21 protein-coding genes are annotated in these 21,665 nt (G+C 68.9%); 9 read left to right on the top strand and 12 right to left on the bottom strand.

The window, feature by feature from the left end; genetic code table 11:
* Positions 1-25: 25 nt before the first annotated feature.
* The gene (locus DDE23_RS03795) at positions 26-859 is read right to left on the bottom strand and encodes an EAL domain-containing protein (protein WP_107750034.1); all 834 of its coding nucleotides are present in this window, start codon (positions 857-859) and stop codon (positions 26-28) included.
* Between the two features lie 130 nt (positions 860-989).
* Here DDE23_RS03795 and argH point away from each other — a divergent pair, with 130 nt between their 5' ends.
* From argH to DDE23_RS03815, 4 genes are all read left to right on the top strand, one after another.
* Positions 990-2,378, top strand: a complete 1,389-nt coding sequence (gene argH, locus DDE23_RS03800) for an argininosuccinate lyase (protein ID WP_107750035.1) — start codon at positions 990-992, stop codon at positions 2,376-2,378.
* 106 nt (positions 2,379-2,484) lie between these two features.
* Positions 2,485-2,787, top strand: coding sequence for a DUF2834 domain-containing protein (locus tag DDE23_RS03805; RefSeq protein ID WP_107750036.1), 303 nt, complete (start codon positions 2,485-2,487; stop codon positions 2,785-2,787).
* A 38-nt stretch (positions 2,788-2,825) separates the two neighbouring features.
* On the top strand, positions 2,826-4,091 hold the full coding sequence (lysA, locus tag DDE23_RS03810) for a diaminopimelate decarboxylase (RefSeq protein WP_107750037.1): 1,266 nt from the start codon (positions 2,826-2,828) through the stop codon (positions 4,089-4,091).
* A gap of 12 nt (positions 4,092-4,103) precedes the next feature.
* Positions 4,104-6,635, top strand: coding sequence for a DUF4175 domain-containing protein (locus DDE23_RS03815; protein ID WP_107750038.1), 2,532 nt, complete (start codon positions 4,104-4,106; stop codon positions 6,633-6,635).
* A 289-nt stretch (positions 6,636-6,924) separates the two neighbouring features.
* Here DDE23_RS03815 and DDE23_RS03820 read toward each other — a convergent pair whose 3' ends face one another.
* Positions 6,925-7,380: an Lrp/AsnC family transcriptional regulator gene (locus DDE23_RS03820; protein WP_107750039.1), complete on the bottom strand. Its 456-nt coding sequence runs from the start codon at positions 7,378-7,380 to the stop codon at positions 6,925-6,927.
* Positions 7,381-7,969: 589 nt separating this feature from the next.
* Positions 7,970-8,428 carry an Lrp/AsnC family transcriptional regulator gene (locus DDE23_RS03825; protein ID WP_107750040.1) on the bottom strand — a complete coding sequence of 153 codons (459 nt, stop codon included), beginning with the start codon at positions 8,426-8,428 and terminating at the stop codon, positions 7,970-7,972.
* Between the two features lie 129 nt (positions 8,429-8,557).
* Here DDE23_RS03825 and ilvC point away from each other — a divergent pair, with 129 nt between their 5' ends.
* Entirely contained in the window at positions 8,558-9,580 is a 1,023-nt protein-coding gene (gene ilvC, locus DDE23_RS03830) for a ketol-acid reductoisomerase (protein WP_107750041.1), read from the top strand.
* A 164-nt stretch (positions 9,581-9,744) separates the two neighbouring features.
* Here ilvC and DDE23_RS03835 read toward each other — a convergent pair whose 3' ends face one another.
* Complete coding sequence (locus tag DDE23_RS03835) at positions 9,745-10,215, bottom strand: hypothetical protein (RefSeq protein ID WP_107750042.1); 471 nt, start codon at positions 10,213-10,215, stop codon at positions 9,745-9,747.
* A 134-nt stretch (positions 10,216-10,349) separates the two neighbouring features.
* On the opposite strand from DDE23_RS03835, the gene DDE23_RS03840 reads away from it, so the two are divergent.
* Positions 10,350-10,763, top strand: coding sequence for a SufE family protein (locus DDE23_RS03840; RefSeq protein WP_107750043.1), 414 nt, complete (start codon positions 10,350-10,352; stop codon positions 10,761-10,763).
* 3 nt (positions 10,764-10,766) lie between these two features.
* Here the strand turns inward: DDE23_RS03840 and DDE23_RS03845 are convergent, their stop codons facing one another.
* From DDE23_RS03845 to puuE, 5 genes are all read right to left on the bottom strand, one after another.
* Entirely contained in the window at positions 10,767-12,110 is a 1,344-nt protein-coding gene (locus DDE23_RS03845) for an 8-oxoguanine deaminase (protein WP_107750044.1), read from the bottom strand.
* A 47-nt stretch (positions 12,111-12,157) separates the two neighbouring features.
* The gene (locus DDE23_RS03850; protein ID WP_107750045.1) at positions 12,158-13,564 is read right to left on the bottom strand and encodes a uracil-xanthine permease family protein; all 1,407 of its coding nucleotides are present in this window, start codon (positions 13,562-13,564) and stop codon (positions 12,158-12,160) included.
* A 115-nt stretch (positions 13,565-13,679) separates the two neighbouring features.
* Complete coding sequence (locus tag DDE23_RS03855; protein WP_107750046.1) at positions 13,680-14,168, bottom strand: ureidoglycolate lyase; 489 nt, start codon at positions 14,166-14,168, stop codon at positions 13,680-13,682.
* A gap of 84 nt (positions 14,169-14,252) precedes the next feature.
* A complete protein-coding gene (locus DDE23_RS03860; RefSeq protein WP_107750047.1) occupies positions 14,253-15,089 on the bottom strand; it encodes a bifunctional allantoicase/(S)-ureidoglycine aminohydrolase in 837 nt (278 codons plus the stop codon).
* A complete protein-coding gene (gene puuE / locus DDE23_RS03865; RefSeq protein ID WP_107750237.1) occupies positions 15,086-16,468 on the bottom strand; it encodes an allantoinase PuuE in 1,383 nt (460 codons plus the stop codon). Before puuE ends, DDE23_RS03860 begins: the two co-directional genes overlap by 4 nt.
* Before the next feature lie 185 nt (positions 16,469-16,653).
* On the opposite strand from puuE, the gene uraH reads away from it, so the two are divergent.
* On the top strand, positions 16,654-17,010 hold the full coding sequence (gene uraH, locus DDE23_RS03870; RefSeq protein WP_107750048.1) for a hydroxyisourate hydrolase: 357 nt from the start codon (positions 16,654-16,656) through the stop codon (positions 17,008-17,010).
* Here uraH and DDE23_RS03875 read toward each other — a convergent pair.
* From DDE23_RS03875 to DDE23_RS03885, 3 genes are read right to left on the bottom strand one after another with little or no spacing between them, the layout of a single operon-like run.
* On the bottom strand, positions 16,995-17,810 hold the full coding sequence (locus tag DDE23_RS03875; RefSeq protein ID WP_107750049.1) for a metallophosphoesterase family protein: 816 nt from the start codon (positions 17,808-17,810) through the stop codon (positions 16,995-16,997). The genes uraH and DDE23_RS03875 overlap by 16 nt on opposite strands.
* The gene (locus DDE23_RS03880) at positions 17,807-18,751 is read right to left on the bottom strand and encodes a diacylglycerol/lipid kinase family protein (RefSeq protein WP_107750050.1); all 945 of its coding nucleotides are present in this window, start codon (positions 18,749-18,751) and stop codon (positions 17,807-17,809) included. The genes DDE23_RS03875 and DDE23_RS03880 overlap by 4 nt, the downstream gene beginning before the upstream one ends.
* Entirely contained in the window at positions 18,711-19,700 is a 990-nt protein-coding gene (locus DDE23_RS03885; protein ID WP_107750051.1) for a LysR family transcriptional regulator, read from the bottom strand. Before DDE23_RS03885 ends, DDE23_RS03880 begins: the two co-directional genes overlap by 41 nt.
* Positions 19,701-19,794: 94 nt before the next feature.
* Here DDE23_RS03885 and DDE23_RS03890 point away from each other — a divergent pair, with 94 nt between their 5' ends.
* Both DDE23_RS03890 and DDE23_RS03895 read left to right on the top strand, forming a co-directional pair.
* Positions 19,795-21,015 carry a urate hydroxylase PuuD gene (locus tag DDE23_RS03890; RefSeq protein WP_107750052.1) on the top strand — a complete coding sequence of 407 codons (1,221 nt, stop codon included), beginning with the start codon at positions 19,795-19,797 and terminating at the stop codon, positions 21,013-21,015.
* A gap of 205 nt (positions 21,016-21,220) precedes the next feature.
* Positions 21,221-21,664: a MarR family winged helix-turn-helix transcriptional regulator gene (locus tag DDE23_RS03895; protein WP_157957964.1), complete on the top strand. Its 444-nt coding sequence runs from the start codon at positions 21,221-21,223 to the stop codon at positions 21,662-21,664.
* The last annotated feature ends 1 nt before the right edge of the window (position 21,665 follow it).

Below are 21,665 nucleotides of genomic sequence, written 5' to 3' on the forward strand. Positions count from 1 at the left end.
CCCGGCACGAGACCCGCCCGCCCGGTCAGGCCAGCTTGCTCAGACGCGAGGTCAGCCACGGCGCCTCGGTCGAGGGGATGCCGTAGAAATAGCCCTGCAGGCAGTCGAAGCCGATGTCGATGAGGTAGCGCGCGTCTTCCTCGTTCTCGACCGATTCGGCGACGGTGAACATGTCGAAATGCCGGGCGATGGAGACCAGCGCCGCGGCCAGCACCTGATTGTCCGGGTCATGGGCGATGCCGCGGATGAACTGGCCGTCGATCTTGATGATGTCGAAATAGAAATCCTTCAGATACCGGAAGGCGGTATAGCCCGCGCCGAAATCGTCGAGCGCGAAACAGATGCCGCGCGACTGCATGTCGGCCATGAAGACCGTCACCAGATCGGGCATCAGCATGGCCGAGCCTTCGGTGATCTCCAGGATCAGGCGTTCGGCGATGGTCGGATCGGCGCGCAGCCCGCGTTCCAGCGTCGCCAGCCATTGCGGATAGCCGATGGAGCGCGCCGACATGTTGACGCTGAGGCGGATCGAATGTTCCTTCGCCAGCGCGGCGAGGCCCAGTTCCAGCGCCAGACAGTCGATGCGGCGGCCGATTTCGTGGGTCTCCACCGCGCCCATGAAGTCACGCGCGGGGATCACCCGGCCCTTGTCGTCGAGGATGCGGATATAGGCCTCGTAGAAGGCGGCGCGGTTGGTCATGCGGGCCTGCACCACCGGCTGATAGGCCAGCATCGCGCGCTTTTCGTCCAGCGCCCGGCGCACCATGTCGATCGTCTCCTGCTGGCGCATCCGGTCGGCCACGGAAAGCGGGCTGTCGTAGCCGTCTTCGGGCAGGGCTTGGTTCTGGGGCGTGGACATTCGGAGACTCCCTCCTGAGGGTTTTTTCTACTTAGACGCGAAATTCGTTAACGCCCGGTGAATCGCGGCGCTGATTGCACGCCGGGGAGGCCGGGCGTATACCGGCGCCGCAAGGCGACAGGGGGTCAGGATGAGCGACAGCGCGAACAGCATGTGGGGCGGCCGGTTCGCCGGTGGGGTGGATGCGATCATGGAGGCGATCAACGCCTCGATCGGCTTCGACAAACGCCTCTACGCGCAGGACATCGCCGGATCGCGCGCCCATGCGGCGATGCTGGCCGCGACCGGGATCATCACCAAGGCGGACCACGCCGCCATCGACGCGGGCCTGCAGCAGGTCAAGGACGAGATCGAGGCCGGGAATTTCCAGTTCAAGACCGCGCTGGAAGACATTCACATGAATGTGGAATCCCGCCTCAAGGAGATCATCGGCGAACCGGCCGGGCGGCTGCACACCGCGCGCTCGCGCAACGATCAGGTGGCGGTCGATTTCCGCCTCTGGGTGCGCGACCAATGCGACGCGGCGATTGCCGGGATCGACCGGCTGATGCGCGCTTTCCTGAAACAGGCCGAGGCCGGGGCCGCCTGGGTGATGCCGGGCTTCACCCATCTGCAGACCGCGCAGCCCGTCACCTGGGGCCACCACATGCTGGCCTATGTCGAGATGCTGGCGCGGGACAAATCGCGCTTTCATGACGCCCGCAAGCGGATGAACGAATGCCCGCTGGGTGCCGCGGCGCTGGCCGGGACCTCGTTCCCCATCGACCGGCACATGACCGCCGCGGCGCTTGGCTTCGACCGGCCGACGGCGAACTCGCTCGACAGCACCTCGGACCGCGATTTCGCGCTGGAATTCCTGTCGGCTTCGTCGATCTGCGCCATGCATCTGAGCCGCTTTGCGGAAGAGCTGGTGATCTGGTCTTCCGCGCAATTCCGCTTCGTGCGGCTGTCCGACAGCTTCACCACCGGCTCCAGCATCATGCCGCAGAAGAAGAACCCCGATGCGGCGGAACTTCTGCGCGCCAAGGTCGGGAGGATCCTCGGCGCGACCGTCGCACTGTTCATGGTGATGAAGGGCCTGCCGCTGACCTATTCCAAGGACATGCAGGAGGACAAGGAACAGGTCTTCGACGCCGCCGACAACTTGATGCTGGGCCTCGCCGCGATGGAGGGCATGGTCAAGGACATGAACGCCAACCGCGAGGTTCTGGCGGCGGCGGCCTCGTCCGGTTTTTCGACCGCGACGGATCTGGCCGACTGGCTGGTGCGCAGCCTGAACCTGCCGTTCCGCGACGCGCATCATGTCACCGGCTCGCTGGTGGCGCTGGCCGAGAAGAAGGGTTGCGACCTGCCCGACCTGACGCTGGCCGAGATGCAGACCGGGCATCCGGGCATCACCCAGGAAGTCTATTCCGTGCTGGGGGTCGACAATTCGGTGCGGTCTCGGGTTTCCTATGGCGGGACGGCCCCCTCGAATGTCGAGGCGCAGGTCGCGCGCTGGAAGGAGGCGCTGGCATGAAACACCTTCTCTGGGCGGCTTTGCTGGCCTTGGCGGGTTGCGGGGCAGGGGATCCGCCCTCGGCCCCGGGTGGCATGGATCTGCGGGCCTTCTGGGCCGAAGGATCGTGAGGCCGGTCTGGCTGCTGCTGGCGCTCTGGGGCGCGGTGCATCCGATGTCGTGGTTCCTCGACTGGTTCGGCGAGCACGGCTTCACCCTCTCCGGCATGATCGGGGCCTGGCACGCCAATGCCGCGACCTCGGGTCTGGTCTGGGACCTGACCATCTCGGCCGTGGTGCTGACGCTCTGGATCGTCGTCGAGGGCGCCCGGACCCGGCACTGGCGGGGGCTCTGGGCGATCCCGGCGACCTTCTGTATCGGCGTGAGCTGCGGCTTGCCGCTGTATCTGTACCTGCGCAGGCAGGATTGACTTTCTGACAGCGCCGCGCGCGCATTCCGGGGGCCTTCGTGGACCATTTTCTCTATCGTAACGGGCATCTGCACGCCGAAGACGTCGCAATGTCCGACATTGCCGCCGCGGTGGGCACGCCGTTTTACTGCTATTCCGCCGCGACGCTGAGCCGCCACTTCCTGCTGTTCAAGGAAGCGCTGGAGCCGCTGCCGTCGCTCGTCTGCTTCGCGGTCAAGTCGAACTCGAACGTCGCCGTCCTGAAACTGCTGGGCGATCTGGGCGCCGGGATGGATGTCGTCTCCATCGGCGAATACCTGCGGGCCAGGGCCGCGGGCGTGCCGGGCGAGCGCATCGTCTTTTCCGGCGTCGGCAAGACGCCGGCCGAGATGCGCATGGCGCTGGAGGGCGGCATCCGCCAGTTCAACGTCGAATCCGAACCCGAACTGGAAGCGCTGAGCGCCGTCGCCTCCGCCATGGGGGTCGCGGCGCCGATCACGCTCAGGGTCAACCCTGACGTCGACGCCAAGACGCATGAGAAGATCTCGACCGGCCGCAAGGAGGACAAGTTCGGCGTGCCGATCTCCCGCGCGCGGGAGATCTACGCCCGGGCCGCCGCGCTGCCGGGGATCAGGGTGATCGGTGTCGACATGCATATCGGCAGCCAGTTGACCGACCTTGCCCCCTTCGAGGCCGCCTATACCAAGATGCGCGCCCTCGTTGAAGAGCTGCGCGCCGACGGCCATACGATCGAGCGGCTGGACCTCGGCGGGGGCCTCGGCATCCCCTATACCCGCGGCAACGAAGCCCCGCCCCTGCCGGTGGAATATGGCGCCATGGTCAAGCGGGTGCTGGGCGATCTGGGCTGCGAGATCGAGATCGAGCCGGGCCGGCTGATTTCCGGCAATGCCGGGATGCTGGTCTCGCAGGTGATCTACCGCAAGAAGGCCGAGGAACGCGAATTCCTCATCATCGACGCGGCGATGAACGATCTGGTGCGCCCGGCGATGTACGGCTCGCACCACGATATCGTGCCGTTGGTCGAACCGCCGGCGGGCGAGCCGCAGGTGGCGGTGGATGTGGTCGGGCCGATCTGCGAATCGGGCGACACCTTCGCCAAGCAGCGCGCCATGCCGCTGGTGCAGGCAGGCGAGCTGGTCGGTTTCCGCTCGGCGGGCGCCTACGGCGCGGTCATGTCCTCCGAATACAACTCCCGCCCCTTGGTGCCCGAGGTGCTGGTCTCGGGCGATCATTTCGCCGTTATCCGCCCCCGCCCGACCTATGACGAGATGATCGCCCGCGATACCATCCCGGCCTGGCTGTAGAAGAGGATTTCCATGGCGGACCCCAAGGACCCGCTCGCCCCCGCTTCGCGCGCGCTGTGGCTCACACGCGCGGGGATGGTGGCGGAACGGGTCGCCCGGGCGCTGTGGCTGCCGCTGTCGCTGGCGCTGATCGCCGCCACCCTCTGGGCCTTTGACCTGCACACCCGGTTGCCGGGCGATGCCGCGCTCTGGGTCGCGGGGGCCTTCGGGCTGGCGATGCTGGTCACGCTGGCGCTGGGCCTCTGGCGCTTCCGCTGGCCGTCCCGGGCCGAGGCGATGGCGCGGCTTGACCGCACGCTGACCGGCCGGCCGCTGGCCGCGCTGACCGATACGCAGGCGCTGGGCGCGACCGATCCCGCCTCGGCCGCGCTCTGGCAGGCGCACCGCGCCCGGATGCAGGCGCAGGCGGCCAAGGCGAGGGCTGTCCGCCCCGATCCGCAACTGGCCCGCCGCGACCCCTATGCGGTGCGCCTTGTCGCGCTGACCGCTGCGGCGGTGGCGGTGCTTTTCGCCGTGCCGGGCCAGCAGGGGCCGCTGGCGGGCATGCCAGGCGCCGCCGGGGCCGCCATCGGACCCAGCTGGGAAGGCTGGATCGTGCCGCCCGCCTATACCGGGCGGCCGGGCCTCTACCTCAATGAAATCGACCGCGAGAGTTTCGAGGTGCCGCAGGGCAGCCGCGTCGTGCTGCGCTTCTACGGACCGCCCGGCGCGCTGACGCTGGAGCAGTCGCTCGCCGATGGCGTGCAGGCCGACGAGACCGGGCAGGCGCTGGAATTCGACGCCCGCCGCAGCGGCGAGATCGCCATCGAGGGGCCGAACGGCCGCCGCTGGGACGTCGCCGTGGCCGCCGACATGCTCCCCGAGATCCTGCCGATGGGGCCGATGGAACGCGCCCGGGGCGGGGTGGCCGAACTGCCCTTCACCGCCAGCGACGATTACGGCGTGCTGCGTGGCGAGGCGGTCATCACCCTCGATCTGGAGGCCATCGACCGCCGCTACGGCCTTTCGGTCGATCCCGAGGCGCGCGCACCCTTGCTGCTGGCGCTGCCGATGCCGATGTCGGGCGACCGCATGTCGCTGACCGAGACCCTGCGCGAGGACCTCTCGCAACACCCCTGGGCCAACCTGCCGGTGCAGGTCGTGCTGCGCGCGGTCGATGCGGCGGGGCAGGCGGGCGAGAGCCCGGCCGAGGCGGCGATCCTGCCCGGGCGGCGGTTCTTCGAACCCGCGGCCAAGGCGCTGATCGAACTCAGGCGCGACGTGCTGTGGAACGCGGTGAATGGTCGGCGCGCGGCGATGCTGATGCGGGCCATGCTGCATCGCTCGGAAGGCGCTTTCCATTACGAGAACGCGCCGGTCCTGATCCGCGGCGCGGTCAATTTCATCGAGACGCGGCTCGATGCCGGGACCTTCACGCCCGAGGCGCGCGATGATCTGGCGCAGCGGCTCTGGGATCTGGCGCTGTTGATGGAGGAAGGCGAGCTGGCCAATGCCCGCGACCGGCTGCAACGTGCCCGCGACCGGCTGGCCGAGGCGATGGAGCGCGGCGCCGACCCGTCCGAGATCCAGGACCTGATGGACGAGCTGCGCGAGGCCACCCGCGATTACATGGCGATGCTGGCCGAACAGGCCCCCGATGCCGAGGACCCGCAGGCCGACCAGCGCGATCAGGGCGAGCGGCAGGAGGGCGAGCGCGTCAGCCAGAGCCAGATCCAGGAGATGATGGACGCGATCCAGCAGGCCATGGAAGAGGGCCGGATGGAGGACGCCGCCGAGATGATGGCGCAGCTGAACGCGCTGCTCGACAATTTGCAGATGACCCGCGGCGAGGGTGGCGAGCCCATGCCGGGCGGCGAGGCGATGGAGGGTCTGGGCGACACGTTGGGCGAGCAGCAGGGCCTCGCCGACGAGACCTTCGAGCAATTGCAGGAGCAATTCGGCCAAGGCGGCCAGCCTCAGGACGGTCAACCGCAGCAAGGCCAGCAACAGGGCCAGCAACAGCAGGGCCAGCAGGGCGAAGCCGGCAAGGATGATGAGCAGGCGATGCGCGAGCTGGCCGAGCGGCAGCGCGAATTGCGCGAGCGGCTGCGCCAGCAGCAGCTGGGCGATCTGCCGGGCGAGGGCACCGACGAGGGCGAGGCCGGTCTGCAGGCGCTGGAAGAGGCCAACCGCGCCATGGATCAGGCGGCCGAGTCGCTCGAACAGGGCGACATGCGCGGCGCGTTGCAGCGGCAGGCCGAGGCGCTGGATGCCCTGCGCGAGGGGCTGCGCGAATTCCGCGACGCGATGGACGCCGACCGGCGCGAGCGCGCGGGCTCCGAGGGCGACCCGGATCAGGCGCAGGCCCAGGGCTCGGGCCGCGATCCTCTGGGCCGCGAGATGGGGCCCTCGGCGCAGAGCGGGGATTTCGGCTCGGTCGTGCCGGGCGAGGATCCGCGGGAGCGGGCGCGCGAGCTGATGGACGAGATCCGCCGCCGCCAGGCCGAACGCGAACGTCCCGAGGCCGAGCGGGATTACCTCAACCGGCTGATCGAGCCCTATTGAGCGGCGTCCCGCGGGGTGGGTTGCGAAGCAAACCTACGGGGCCTGGTCCGGTGCGTGCGAGCACGCACCCTACGGGGCCCGGGAGGACCGCCGTGCATCGCGCCGGGTCTCCGTGACACGCCCGGTGCGCGAGGGGCCGGGCGAGATCCTCCTGCGTAGGGCGGCGGGATCCGACCCCGGCCTGCGCAGGGGCAGCGGCGAGGCGCGCGCACCCGGCGGGCGCCCTGTAGGGTGGGATTTCGTCCCACCGTTGCCGCCCCGGTAGGGTGCGTGCTCGCACGCACCGCCGTTACAACGGCCCCGGCAGGCGTTCCTCGCTGAGGAGTACATTGGCATCGACCGCGCCGATCCCGGGCAGGGTCATGATCCGCCGCCGGAGCACCCGCTCGAAATCCGCCAGATCCCGCGCCACCACCCGCAGCCGGTAATCATAGAGCCCGAGGACGTGCTGGACCGTCTGCACCTCGGGGATGGCCGAGACGGCGCGTTCGAAATCCTCGAGGCTGACCCGGCCCTTGGCGGCGAGGCTGACGCCGAGAAAGACGGTGACGCCGAAACCCAGCGGCGCCTGATCGAGGATCAACCGGCGCCCGGCAATCGCGCCCTCGTCCGTCAGGCGCCGGATACGCCGCCAGGCGGCGGGCTGGCTGAGCCCGAGCTTGCGCCCCAGGGCACCGGCGCTTTGCGTGGCATCCTCGGCCAGCGCCCGCAGGATCGCGCGGTCGGTCTCGTCGAGGGCGATCATCGGCGGCCCCGGGGGAGGGGTTTCGCCCTCGTCCCCCGCGCCCGCGGCGCGGTCTCCTCGGGCGACCGGCCGGGGGGCGCTGCCCCCCGGACCCCCCGGGATATTTGGGGCGCAAAGAAGGGGCGGGCGAGAGAGGCGCCCTTGGCGGCTTGGCCTGCGCCCGGGGCGGGGCGGGGGGCGCTGCCCCCCGGGCCCTCCGGGATATTGGGCGGGCAAAGAAGGGTGCGGGGCAGGGCGGCGGGGAGGCCGCCGTCTGTGGTCCGGCGGGGGCGGGCAGTGGGGGGGACCCGGGCGTTCTGCGGGAGGGGCGTGGTGCCGGTCCCGGCCGACGCAGCGAGGCCAAAGCCGGTGCCGCGCACTGTGCCGTCGTCAGTGTCGGTGCCCCAGCGGTGTCTGGGGGGGCGGTGGGATGGGGCGGCGGGCGGCGCATTGCCGGCCGAGAGCCAAACCGGTGCGGCGCTGGTCGCGGGGGCAGCGCCCGGCCGCGCGTCCCCGTGTGGCGCCGTCCTGGCCGGAGCCGCCGTCAGGGCGCCGCCCCCCATGGGGTGCGCGCGAGGGGGCCGGGGCGTGCTGGCGGGCTCGGGGGCGATCACAGCGGCAGCGCCTCGCCGCGCTTGATTTCGGCCACGTGCATCAGCGCCTCCAGATCGGCGATATGGGGGAGGGTGAGGAGGCGGGTGCGGTAGACCTCCTGGTAATGGGCCATGTCGCGGGCGATGACGTTGAGGCGCACGTCGACCCGGCCGAGGAAAGTCTGGATCTCCAGCACCTCGGGCACGTGCCGGGCGGCGGCGATGAATTCGTCGAAGGCGCGCGGGTCGGTCTTGTCGAGCGTGATCCTGAGCGAGACCTCGACCTCCCAGCCGAGGCGGCGCCAGTCGATCACCGCGCCGACGCCCTTGAGGATGCCGCGCGCGCGCAGCCGGTCGAGGCGGCGCGAGGCCGTCGCCTCGGTCATCGTGGCGCGGCGGGCCAGTTCGGCCAGCGGCAGGCCGGGATCGGCCTGATACTGGCGCAACAGGCGGCGGTCGGTGTCATCGACGGACATGAAAACCCCGAAAATACCAAGATCTGCGAATGATGCATGACAGGTTTGCGCCAAAAATGCGGGAGATTGCAATGGAATTCCCGCCAAACCGCCTATGATGCCCCCACCAACGAACAAAGGAGCGCCCCGATGCGCGTGTATTACGACCGCGACTGCGACATCAACCTGATCAAGGACAAGAAAGTGGCCATCCTCGGCTACGGGTCCCAGGGCCATGCCCATGCGCTGAACCTGCGCGATTCGGGCGCGAAGAACGTCGTCGTGGCGCTGCGCGAGGGTTCGGCCTCGGCCGCGAAATGCGAGAAAGAGGGCCTGAAGGTCATGGGCATCGCCGAGGCTGCCGCCTGGGCCGACCTCATCATGTTCACCATGCCCGACGAGCTGCAGGCCGCGACCTACAAGAAATACGTCCATGACAACCTGCGCGAAGGCGCGGCGATCGCCTTCGCCCATGGCCTGAACGTCCACTTCGGCCTGATCGAGCCGAAAGCCGGCGTCGACGTCATCATGATGGCGCCGAAGGGCCCGGGCCACACCGTGCGCGGCGAATACGTCAAGGGCGGCGGCGTGCCTTGCCTCGTGGCCGTGCATCAGGACGCGACCGGCCGCGCCATGGAACTGGGCCTGAGCTATTGCTCGGCCATCGGGGGCGGGCGTTCGGGGATCATCGAGACCAATTTCCGTCAGGAATGCGAAACCGACCTCTTCGGCGAGCAGGCGGTGCTGTGCGGCGGTCTGGTCGAGCTGATCCGCATGGGCTTCGAGACGCTGGTCGAGGCGGGTTACGAGCCCGAGATGGCCTATTTCGAGTGCCTGCACGAGGTGAAGCTGATCGTGGACCTGATCTACGAAGGCGGCATCGCCAACATGAACTACTCGATCTCGAACACCGCCGAATACGGCGAGTATGTCTCGGGCCCGCGCATCCTGCCCTACGACGAGACCAAGGCCCGCATGAAAGCCGTGCTGACCGACATCCAGACCGGCAAGTTCGTGCGTGACTTCATGCAGGAAAACGCCGTCGGCCAGCCGTTCTTCAAGGCGACCCGTCGTCTGAACGACGAGCATCAGATCGAGCAGGTCGGCGAGAAGCTGCGCGCCATGATGCCCTGGATCTCGAAGGGCAAGATGGTCGACAAGTCGCGGAACTGAGTGCGGAAAACGGTGCGTGCGAGCACGCACCCTACGCCCCGGGCGTAGACGGGAGGGCGCGCGGCGAGGAGGCTGCGCGCCTTTTTTCATGGCGGCCTCTAGGGGGCGGGGTCATGAAAAAGGGGCCGCGAGGGCGGCCCCGGGCGTCCCGTTTGCAGCGCGCCTCAGCGGCGCGAGCGGCGGGAATTGGTTTCGCCGACCACGACGATCTCCGAGGCGGTTTCCAGCTGCGCCTGGGTCAGCGCCGCGACGGCGGTGATGGTGCGCGTGGCCTCGGTATTCGGGCCTGAGACGGGCGCCGAGGGCGCGGCGGCGACGAAGCGGAAGGTCAGCACGCCGCCGACCGGGCGGCCGAAATTCTCGGGCAGCAGCTGCGCGTCCCACCAGCCGTCCGAGGGCATCAGCGCCTCGGCCCGGACGATGGCGCCGGAGGAGGTGCTCTCGATGGTCATCGCCGTCACCGCGGGCACCAGCGGGCGGCCGTCGATCACGTCGCTGACCGGACCCAGTTCCGGGCGCGTGTCCTCGCTGGAACTGCCGAACCAGTTGCGCGGGTTCATGCGCGACTCGCGGAAGCCGCCGCAGCCGGAAACGGCGAGCGTGGCGACAAGCAGGATGGTCAGCGGCGCTTTCATCGGGTCTCTCCATGCGGGACAGGCGGGGCGGGCGCCCTTGGCCTAGCGCAAAGGCGGGGGGTTGAAAAGGGCGGGACTGGACCTTTGCCGCGCCGGGGCCTAGGTCTGGACCCGCAGCAAGGGGAAGACGCGCCATGGCCCAGGCAGAGTTTGACGAGATCGCCGAGACTTTCGAGTTCCTCGACGATTGGGAGGACCGCTATCGCCATGTGATCGAGCTGGGCCGCGATCTGCCGCCGATGCCCGAGGCGTTGAAGGTGCCCGCGAACAAGGTGAACGGCTGCGCCAGCCAGGTCTGGCTGTTTCCGCAGATCGAGGACGGGCGCTTCGACTTCCTCGGTGCCTCGGACGCGATGATCGTCAGCGGGCTGATTGCGGTGCTGCACGCGCTTTACGCCGGGCGGCCGCTGGCCGAGGTGCCGGGCGTCGATGCGGCGGGCGCGCTGAAGCGGCTGGGGCTGGACGAGCATCTGTCGTCCCAGCGCTCGAACGGCCTCAGGGCGATGGTCGAGCGCATCAAGCTGGTGGCGACCGAGGCGCTGGGCTGAGGCTCAGGCCATCAGCCGGGCGGTGGCGCGGCGGGCGCTTTCGGCCAGCGCCTGTTCGTCCAGCGTGACCAATTGCCCGTCGCGGACTATCTGACGACCTTCAACCAGCAGGTGGCGCACGCGGTGCGGGCCGCAGAGGACCAGCGCCGCGACCGGGTCCCAGGACCCCGCAGCCTGCAGGGCGCGCAGGTCCCAGATGGCGATGTCGGCGCGTTTGCCGGGCTCCAGCGAGCCCAGTTCCGCCGCCCGCCCCAGCACCGAGGCACCGCCCAGCGTGGCGATCTCCAATGCCTCGCGCGCGGCCATGGCGTCGGCGCCGTTCGCCACCCGCTGCAACAGCATCAATTGCCGCGCCTCGCCGATCAGGTCGCCCGCGTCGTTCGAGGCCGATCCGTCGACGCCCAGCCCGACCGTCACGCCCGCGTCCCGCATCGCCCGCACCGGGGCGATGCCCGAGCCGAGGCGGCAGTTCGAGCAGGGACAATGGGCGACGCCGGTTTTGGTATGGGCAAAGAGCGCGATCTCGGCGGCGTCCAGTTTCACGCAATGCGCGTGCCAGACATCGGCGCCGGTCCAGCCCAGTTCCTCGGCATACTGGCCCGGGCGGCAGCCGAACTGGGCCAACGAATAGGCGATATCCTCGTCATTCTCGGCCAGATGGGTGTGCAGCATGACGCCCTTGTCCCGCGCCAGCAGCGCCGCGTCGCGCATCAACTCGCGGCTGACCGAGAAGGGCGAGCAGGGGGCGAGGCCGACGCGGGTCATGGCCTGTGGCGAGGGGTCGTGGAAGGCGTCCACCACGCGGATGCAATCGTCGAGGATCGCCGCCTCGTCCTCGACCAGCGAATCCGGGGGCAGGCCGCCCTTGGACTCGCCGATCGACATGGCGCCGCGGGTGGCGTGGAACCTCAGCCCCAGCGCCCGGGCGGCGTGGATCGTGTCATCAAGCCGCGAGCCGTTGGGGTAGAGATAGAGGTGGTCCGAGGACATCGTGCAGCCGGACAGCGCCAGTTCCGCCAGCCCCAGCTGGGTGGAGACCTGCATGTCCTCGGGCCGGTAGCGGGCCCAGATCGGATAGAGCGTCTTCAGCCAGCCGAAGAGCAGCGCGTCCTGCCCGCCCGGCACGGCGCGGGTCAGCGACTGATAGAGGTGGTGGTGGGTGTTCACCAGCCCCGGGGTGACGACGCAGCCCGAGGCGTCGATCACCTCGGCCCCCGGGGCGGTCAGACCGGGGCCGAGGGCGCTGATGGCGCCGCTCTCGATCAGGATCGAGGCGCCCGCCAGCTCGCGCCGCGCGCCGTCCATCGTCACCACCACCTCGGCGTTGCGGATCAGGATCTGTGGCATCGTCTTTTCCCTTGGCGAAACGGGGGCCCGGCGGGGCCCCCGTTGGATCAGCCCTTCTGACCGGCGAGCCCGCCCGAGACTTCCTCGGTCGATTCCTCGGTCAGATGCTCGGGCAGCAGCAGGTTCAGCACCACCGCGATCAGCGCCGCGGGCAGAAGGCCCGAGGTCAGCAGGATCTGCGCCGTGCGCGGCAGGTGCTGCAGCGCCGAGGGCTCCAGCTGCAGGCCGAGGCTGACGGACAGCGCCACGGCGAAGATCACCATGTTGCGCCGGTTCCAGTGGACGTCCGACAGCATCGAGATGCCCGAGGCGCAGACCATGCCGAACATGACGATGACCCCGCCGCCCAGCACGTTGATCGGCACGGTGTTGATGAAGGCGCCGACCTTGGGCACCAGCCCGCAGAGGATCAGGAACAGCGCGCCGAAGGTCACCACATGGCGGCTCATGACGCCGGTCATGGCGACGAGGCCGACGTTCTGGCTGAACGAGGTGTTGGGCAGGCCGCCGAAGACCCCCGCCAGCGCCGTGCCGAGGCCGTCGGCAAAAGTCGCGCCCTGGATCTCCTTGTCGGTGGCCTCGCGTCCCGCGCCGCCCTTGGTGATCCCTGAGGTGTCGCCCACCGTCTCGATGGCCGAGACGACCGCCATGAAGCACATGCCGATGACGATGGCCCAGTCGAAGCGGAAACCCCAGTGGAAGGGCGAGGGCACGGTGAACCAGCCCGCCCGGTCCATCGGCGCGAAGCTGACCTGCCCCATGGCCAGCGCCACCAGGTAGCCGGCGATGATGCCGATCAGCACGGCGGCGACGGCGGCAAAGCCCCGGGCGAAGAACTTGATGGCCAGCGTGACGGCGATCACCACCAGCGCCGGCGTCCATTTCGACAGCGTGCCGAAATTCTCGGTCCCCATCAGCGGCACCCCGCCCGCGGCATACTGGATGCCGACCCGCACCAGCGCGAGGCCGATCATCAGCACGATCAGCCCGGTGACCAGGGGCGGCAGGGCGAACCGGATCTTGCCGATCACCGTGCCGAGCAGGAAATGGAAGATCCCGCCGATGAAGACCCCGGTCAGCAGGCCCGCTAGCCCGGCGGTGCCCGCGCCTGCCACGGCCGGGATCATGACCGGGATGAAAGCGAAGGAGGTGCCCTGCACGATCGGCAGCCGCGCGCCGACCGGGCCGAAGCCGATGGTCTGGAACAGCGTGGCGATGCCGGCGAACAGCATCGACATCTGGATCATGTAGGTCATGTCGGGAAAGCCCAGCGCCCCCTGATCCGAGCCGAAGCCGATCCCCGCCGCGCCGCAGACGATGATCGCCGGGGTCACATTGGCCACGAACATGGCCAGCACATGCTGGATGCCCAGCGGTACGGCCACGCCGAGCGGTGGGGTATAGTTGGGGTCGCGCAATTGTTCGGGCGTGCCGATGCTGCTGCTGGCGGTCATGATCTGTCCTTTCCCGGGGGGAGATGTGATTTTTCGCGCCGTCTCCGCGCCCTCCCCCGGGGAAGCGGTCCGGTTAGGTCGTCGCCGGGTTGGCCCCGGTCTGGATTGAGGCGCGTTACTCCGTCACGGTATGGGCCGTGTCGAACCAATGCTCCTGAAGGTTGGGCGTGGGGCCGATCCGGTCGACCACGGCGAAAAGCCCGGGCGCGGCCAGCGGCGTCAGCACCCCGTGCCAGGTGCCCCGGTGCAGGTTGATCCCCTGCGCGCCATCGGTCAGGAAGGCCAGCGGCTGGCCGGGCCGCCCGCCCGCGTCGGGCGCGACGATGACCAGAAAGGGCTGCTGGTGCAGCGGCAGGAAGGCCTGACTGCCCTCGGGGTGACGCTCGACCATCTCCAGACGGTAGGGCAGGGCGCGCGGCTCGGCGTTGAAGACCGAGATCCCGGCCCGTCCCTCCGGTCCGAAATCGAGCGCCGCGCGGTCATGGAAGCGGCCGCAGAGGCCCTGGTTGATGATCTTGTCGGGCGCGCCACGCGCCTCCAGCACGTCGCCGAACGGGGCGAAGGCCGGGGCGGTCAGGGGCTGGAGGCGGATGGTCTGAGGCATCGGGCGGCTCCTGGGCAGAGAAGCCGGGGGTTTCACACCCCCGGACCCCCGTGGCGTATTGTCAGCAGAATGAAGGGGCGGGGCTCAGGGCCTCGACCAGGGGCCGCGCAGGCGGGGATGGCGGTTCACGTCCTTGTAGAGGAGATAGCGGAAGGGGCCGGGGCCGCCGGCGTAGCAGGCCTGCGGGCAATAGGCGCGCAGCCACATGAAATCGCCCGCCTCGACCTCGACCCAATCGCGGTTCAGCTTGTAGACCGCCTTGCCCTCCAGCACGTAGAGCCCGTGTTCCATGACATGGGTTTCCTCGAAGGGGATGAGGCCGCCCGGCTGGAAGGTGACGATGTTCACATGCATGTCGTGGCGCAGATCGCGCGGATCGACGAAGCGGGTCGTGGCCCAGTCGCCCTTGGTGCCGGGCATCGAGGCGGGGGCATGGTGCTGTTCGTTGGTGACGAAGGCGGGCGGCTTCTCGATCCCCGGCGCCGGTTCCCAGATCTTGCGGACCCAGTGCAGCGTCGCGGGCGTGGTCTGCGGGTTCTTCAGGCTCCAGCGGGACCCCGCGGGGAGATAAGCGTAGCCGCCCGGCGCCAGCGCGTGCTCCTCGCCCTCGAGCGTCAGGACCGGGCGGCCCTCGGTGACGAAGAGGACGCCCTGAACCTCGGCCTCGGGCTCGCCCTGACCCTGGCTGCCGCCCTCGGGATCGAGCGTCAGGATGTATTGGGTGAAGGTCTCGGAAAAGCCCGACATCGGCCGGGCGATGATCCAGGCATGCGCCTTGTCCCAGCCCGGCAGGTAGGAGGTGACGATATCGCGCATCACGCCGCGCGGGATCACCGCATAGGCCTCGGTGAAGACGGCGCGGCCGGTGTGGATCTGGGTCTGGGGGGGCAGGCCGTCGGCGGGCCCGGCATAGGTGCTCATGGCAGAAGGTCCATCAGGCGGATTTCGGCGATCCGCTCGACCTGACGGCAGGCGGTGGCGAATTCGGTCGCGGTATCATTGGCGATGCGGGTCTCGAACGCAGCGAGGATCGAGGCCTTGGTGTTGTCCCGCACGGCGATGATGAAGGGGAAGCCGTGCTTGGCGACATAGGCGCCGTTCAGGGTCTGGAAGGTGGTGCGTTCCTGATCGGTCAGCGCATCGAGCCCGGCGCTGGTCTGCTCCTGCGTCGATTCCGCGGTGAGGCGTCTGGCCTGCGCCAGCTTGCCGGCAAGGTCGGGGTGGGCGCGCAGCACGCCGAGCCGTTCCTCGGGCGTGGCGGAGCGGAACATGCGGGCCAGTGCGTTGTGCAGGCCTACGGCCGTGTCATGAGCCGGGCCCAGCTCCAGCTGATAGGCGCGTTCGGCGATCCAGGGGGAATGCTCGAAGATCGAGCCGTAACGCTGCACGAAAGTCTCGCGGTCCATGCGCGAGGGGCGCGGATAGCGCCGCGGCGGGTATTGCGCAGCCCAGAAATCGGCGATCTGGCTGCGGGTGGCGAACCAGGCGCCGCCCCTGGCCGCCACATGATCCAGAAAGCGGATCAGCCCGGCCAGTTTCCCCGGCCGCCCGATCAGGCGGCAATGCAGCCCGATGGAGACCATGCGCCCGCCCTCGGCATGGAGCGTCTCGAAACTGTCGATCAGGTATTGGCCGAAATCCTGCCCCGTGACCCAGCCGGGCGCGGTGGCGAAGCGCATGTCATTGGCTTCCAGCGTATAGGGGATGACCAGCTGGTCGCGCTCGCCCGCCTCCAGCCAATAGGGCAGGTCGTCGTCATAGGTGTCGGAAATCCAGTCGAGTGCCCCGGTCTCGGCCGTGAGCCGAACGGTGTTGACCGAACAGCGGCCGGTGTACCAGCCGCGCGGCGGCTCGCCCACCACTTCGGTGTGGAGGCGGATCGCCTCGGCGATCTGGGCGCGTTCGACCTCCTCGGGCATGTCCTTGTGCTCGACCCATTTCAGCCCGTGGCTGGCGATGTCCCAGCGCGCGGTCTTCATCGCCTTGACCTGTTCGGGGCTGCGGGCCAGCGCGCTGGCCACGCCATAGATCGTCACCGGCAGGTCGCGGCGGGTAAAAAGCCGGTGCAGGCGCCAGAACCCGGCGCGGGCGCCGTATTCATAGATCGAATCCATGTTCCAGTGGCGCTGACCCGGCCAGGGCTGGGCCCCGGCGATGTCGGAGAGGAACGCCTCGGACTGGGCGTCGCCATGCAGGACGCTGTTTTCGCCGCCCTCCTCGTAGTTCAGCACCAGCGAGATGGCCACCCGCGCCCCGCCCGGCCAGGCGACCTGGGGCGCGCGGGGGCCGTAGCCGATCATGTCGCGGGGATAACGGGGGGGCTCGGTCACGACAGGATCCTCGGCAGGTCTCATTCCATCTTCAGGGTAGCCCAAAAAATCGGCGCGTTTATCAAATTATCCCGAAAAGACCTTTGCGGCGCGGGCGGGCTGGCCTTTGCGCGCCGCTTGGGCAGAATGGCCGGGACCATGAACAGGAGCGCGCCATGCCGGGTTATCTGACCACCCATGTCCTCGACACCGCCCGCGGGCTGCCGGCCGAGGGCGTGACCATCGCGCTCTACCGGGTCAGCGGCAATTCGCACAAGAAGATCGCCGAGACGGTGACCAACGCCGACGGGCGCACCGACAGTCCGATCCTGCCGCAGGACAGGTTCAGGACCGGGACCTATGAACTGGTGTTCTTCGCGGGCGATTACCTCAGGGCGACCGGACAGGGCGGGGCGGAGCCGCTGTTTCTGGACCAGATCCCGATCCGTTTCGGCATGAGCGACGTGGGGGCGCATTACCACGTGCCGCTGCTGCTGTCGCCCTACGGCTATTCGACCTATCGCGGCAGCTGAGCCCGCATCGGCTGGTGCCCGGGCTGCAGCCAGAGGCCGTCCTCCAGACACCAGCTTTCGGGCGCGGTGGCGACAAAGCCGCGGGGGGTGGCGTAGTGGCGGGTGACGCGCAGGCTCGGCCCCTCCAGATCCAGGGTCAGGAAGACATTCGCCTCGCCCCGCCGCCGGGTCGAGAGCGAGGTGCCGTTCTGCACGAAGAGGATGCCGGGATCGTCGCGGAAGGGCGCGATGTGGCTGACATGGATATGGCCCGAGAGCACCATCCGCACCCCCATCCCGGGCAGCGCCTGCATCAGGTCCCGGGCGCCGCGCATCAGCGGATCGACCGTCACCGCGGCATGTTCCAGAGGGTGATGCATGACGGCGATGCGGGTGCGGTGGGCGGCGCCCTCATAGGCGCGGCGCAGGCCGTCGATATGCGGCGGGCTGACCTTGCCGCGCATCCATTGCCAGCGGTCGGCGGTGTTGAGCCCGGCCACCACCGCGCGGGAATTGCGCCAGACGGGCTCGTCCGGTCCGCCGGTGGCGCGGCGAAAGCGGCCATAGGGGGCGAAGGCGCGCAGGAGCGGGTTGTAATGCGGGATGTCGTGATTGCCGGGGATCGACAGCAGGGGGCCGGGCAGGGCGTTCAGAAAACCCTCGGCCTGCTGCCATTGCGGGCGGGTGCCGCGCTGGGCGAAATCGCCCGAGATCACCGTCAGGTCGGGGCGGGCGCGGCCCACCGCGTCGATCAGCGGCGCGATCAGCGCCGGTTCATGGGCGCCGAAATGCAGGTCGGACAGATGGACGATCCGCGTCATGCGGCGATCCGGTCCGCGGGGTCGGGCCGGATGATCGCCAGCGCATCGTCGAGGATCTTGAATTCCAGCGGCGCGGGCATCCGGCGTTTCTCGCCGTCATAGGCGACATAGGGCTGGCTGGCCCGGGTGGCGATGCGCATCTGGCGCGGCGTGATCAGGTCGATGTCGCGCCCGGCCTTCATGCTGCCGGTGGCCAGCCGCAGCGCCATGCGGAACAGGTGCCAGCGCGAGCCGTCGCGGGCGATATAGACCGCGAACTGGTCGGCGCTGATCGCCTCCCGCCCGTCGAGGCCGAAGTAATCGACCTGATAGGCCGAGCGCGCGGCAAAGACCAAGGGCGTGCGGATCTCCATGCGGGCGCCGTCGTCGGTCTCGATGGTCAGCCGGTGCGGGCGCTGGAAGCGGTAGAGCGTGCGCAAGAGCGCCACATGCGCCATCAGCCGCGACCGACCCCAGCGCTTGTAGGCGGTCTCGCGTTCGCGCAGCGCTTTCGGATAAAGGCCGAGCGAGGCGTTGTTGAGGAATACCTGCCCGTTGACCACGCCGACCGAGATGCGGTGCGGGCTGCCATTGAGGATGGCGCGGGCCGCGGCCTCGGGCTCTTGCGGCAGGCCGAGGCCGCGGGCGAAATAGTTGAAGGTGCCGAGGGGCAGCACGCCCATCGGCACGCCGGTGCCGATCAGGGCCTGCGCCACGCCGGTGACGGTGCCGTCGCCCCCGGCGGCGACGATGATCCTGTAGCCCTCGGCCACCGCCTGCCTGACCTCATCCTCCAGCCCGCTCTCGGCCGACCAGCGGCGCAGGCGGGCACCCGGGCCCAGCACCGCCATGGCGCGGTCGATGGCCGCCTTGTCGCGGCTGTTGCGGCCGGATTTGGGGTTGGCGATGACGCAGATCTCCTCAGGTCGGATCGGGGTCCGGCTGTCGCTGGGGCTGGGCATCCTTCGGTCGCACCTCGATCTCGGGCAGGTCGAGCCCCTGCACCTGCGCCGCCATGTCGGTGCGGATCCGCCCGACGATGAAATCGGCAAAGAGCCGCACCTTGGGATCGCGAAGCCGCCGGTGCGGGGTCAGCAGGCTCAGCGTCACGGGCAGGGGCGGCGTGGCGATGGCCACCGGCACCAGCTGACCCGTGCGAAGGTAAGCGCCCACCTCGAAGAGCGGTTTCAACACGATGCCGTGACCCGCCAGCGCCCAATCGGTCAGCACATCGCCGTCATCCGATTCGTAAGGCCCGGAAATGTCGAATTTCTGAACGCCCGCCGGGGTTTGCAGCGCCCATTGGAATTCCTTGGCCCCGGGATAGCGCAGGTTCAGGCAATCATGCCGCTCGCGGATCAGCGCCGCGCCGTCCTGCGGCATGCCGCGCCGCGCGACATAGGCGGGTGCGGCGCACAGGATGCGCGGGCATTCGGCGATCACCCGCATCTTCAGCGCGCTGTCCTCGAGCCGGCCGAGATGCAGCACCACATCGAGCCCCTCGGCGGTGACGTCGATGATCCGGTCCGAGAGGCGCAGCCGCAGGTCGATCAGCGGATAGGCCGCCTTGAAATCGGGGACAAAGGGCCCGAGGAACCGGCGCCCCACGCCCAGCGGCGCCCCCACGAACAACACCCCCCGCGGGTTCTGCGTGGCGTCGGCCACGGCGGATTCGGCATCCTCGATGGCGTGCAGGATGCCCAGCGCGCCCTCGTAGAAGATCCGCCCGTTCTCGGTCGGTTGCAGCTTGCGGGTGGTGCGGTTGAACAGCCGCACGCCCAGATGCTTCTCCAGCTCGGAAATCCGCCCCGAGGCGACCGCAGGCGAGGTTCGCTGATCGCGCGCCGCAGCGGACATGCTGCCCAATTCGTAGACACGCACGAACATGCGGATCATGTTGACATAGGACACTTTCAGGCCCCGCTTGAAAGTCCTCAGAGATTTGTTGGACTAACAGAAAGACGGGGCGGGGTATAGCCTTGGCCCAAACAACGGGGAGAGTAGGATGTTCGAACTCGCCATCATCGGTGCCTGGGCCGAATTCGCCGTGCGCTGGCTGCATGTCGTCACGGCCATGGCCTGGATCGGCTCGTCCTTCTATTTCATCGCGCTGGATCTGGGGCTGAACCGCAACATCCCCGGCCCCGCCGATGGCGAGGAATGGCAGGTCCACGGCGGCGGCTTCTACCATATCCAGAAGTATCTGGTGGCGCCCGAGCGGATGCCCGAGCATCTGGTCTGGTTCAAATGGGAAAGCTACATGACCTGGCTGTCGGGCTTCACCCTGATGGTGCTGGTCTATTACCTCGGCTCGGAATTCTACCTGATCGACCCCGAGGTGATGGCGCTGGCCCCTTGGCAGGCGATCGGGATCTCGCTGGCGTCCTTGGCCTTCGGCTGGCTGGTCTATGACCAGATCTGCAAGCGCTTCGTGAACTCGAACCAGACGCTGGTGATGATCGCGCTCTTCGTCGTGCTGGTCGGGATGAGCTATTTCTACACCTCGGTCTTCACCGGGCGGGCGGCGCTGATCCATCTGGGCGCCTGGACGGCGACGATCATGTCCGCCAACGTCTTCATGATCATCATCCCCAACCAGAAGATCGTGGTGGCGGACCTGAAAGCGGGCCGGAAGCCCGATCCGAAATACGGCAAGATCGCCAAGCAGCGCTCGACGCACAACAATTACCTGACGCTGCCGGTGATCTTCCTGATGCTGTCGAACCATTACCCGCTGGCCTTCGCCACGGAATACACCTGGATCATCGCGTCCCTGGTGTTCCTGATGGGGGTGACGATCCGGCATTACTTCAACTCGAACCACGCGCGCACCGGCAATCCGACCTGGACCTGGGCGGTGACGGCGGTGATCTTCATCGTCATCATGTGGCTGTCCGTGGCCCCGGCGCTGCGCGATCCCGAGGAGGTCGCGGCGCTGCCCCCCTCGGTCCAGCGCTTCGCCATGGCCGAGGATTTCCCCGAGGTCTATGACACCGTGACCGGCCGCTGTTCGATGTGCCATGCCGAATACCCGGCCTATCCCGGCATCAACTGGGCGCCCCACGGGCTCAGGCTGGAGACCGAGGCCGAAGTCGCCCGCGCGGCCCGGGTGATCTATCTGCAATCGGGCCGGGCGCACGCCATGCCACCGGCGAACCTGAGCTGGATGGAGCCGGAAGAGCGGGCGTTGATCGTTCGGTGGTATCAGGGTGTAACCGAAGGCTGAGGCTTTTCGCCCTCGTTCCTCGGGCGACCAAGGGCGGGGGGCTGCCGCCCCCCGCGCCCCCCGCCCAAAGGGGGGCACGCCCCCCTTTGGAAACCCCGTGGATATTTCCAGAACAAAGATGGGGGCCTGCGGGCCCCTTTCTTTTGTCGAGATGATTGACATGGGTAATCATTTCGGCTTGTCTTGCGGCAAGGGAGAGGACCGAATGGGCGGCTATCGGTTGCATGGCAGGCTGGGGTTCCGCGTCTCGCGGCTGGCGCGGCTGATGCAGGCGCGCCACGAGGCGGCGCTGCCCGCGGGGCTGACGCGGTTGGGCGCGGCCGTGCTGGGGGGCGTGGGGGAAGAGGGGGTCGTGACGCCCTCGGACCTTGCCGCTTATGTCGGCATCACCCGGCCTGCCATGTCGCGGCTGCTCAGGGGGCTGGAGGCGAAGGGCTACGTCGCCCGCGCCGCCGCCGGGGGCGAGGACGGGCGGCAGACCGCCGTGGCGCTGACGCCCCGGGGGGTGGCGGTGCTGGCCGAGGCGCGGCGCGCGGGCGATGCCCTGCAGGCGCATTTCGCGGCCAAGCTCACGCCCGAGGAACTCTCCGCCCTGACCCGCGCCCTGGCCCGTCTGGCCGAGGGCGAGCCCGATCCCACCGATTTCTGAG

The sequence above is a fragment of the Pararhodobacter aggregans genome, assembly GCF_003075525.1.
Classification (GTDB): Bacteria; Pseudomonadota; Alphaproteobacteria; order Rhodobacterales; family Rhodobacteraceae; genus Pararhodobacter; species Pararhodobacter aggregans.